The organism is Vibrio sinaloensis DSM 21326 (assembly GCF_000189275.1).
Classification (GTDB): Bacteria; Pseudomonadota; Gammaproteobacteria; order Enterobacterales; family Vibrionaceae; genus Vibrio; species Vibrio sinaloensis.
Genome location: NZ_AEVT01000036.1, coordinates 1 through 328, shown reverse-complemented (window position 1 = coordinate 328; position 328 = coordinate 1). Strand labels below are relative to the sequence as shown.

The following is a 328-nucleotide window of genomic DNA, read 5'->3' as shown; positions in this document are numbered from 1 at the left end:
CATTAACGACGACGGTACGATTTCCAACACTGAAATTAGCGGCAACGTTGACGTGTTAGTGACAGTACCAGCAGACGCTCAAGTGGGCGATACACTGAAAGTATCGGGCCAACCAGATCGCATCCTGGATCAAAATGACATCGACAACGGTGTGACCTATCAATACGACCGTCCAGCGGATGGCGGCAGCATCACTGTGACGGCGACGATTGTGGACCAAGCGGGCAACGAGTCGGCACCAGGCAGCGACAGCGCGGTGATGGGTGACACCACGGCGACGCCAGCGCCAACCGTGGTCATCACAGAAGACACTAATGACGACGGCACG

The 328-nt window shown here is 56.4% G+C and carries 1 protein-coding gene; it reads left to right on the top strand.

What is annotated here, in order from left to right:
- The coding region (locus tag RH45_RS06485) for a hypothetical protein (RefSeq protein ID WP_039958302.1) at nucleotides 1–328 on the top strand (328 nt) is incomplete at both ends.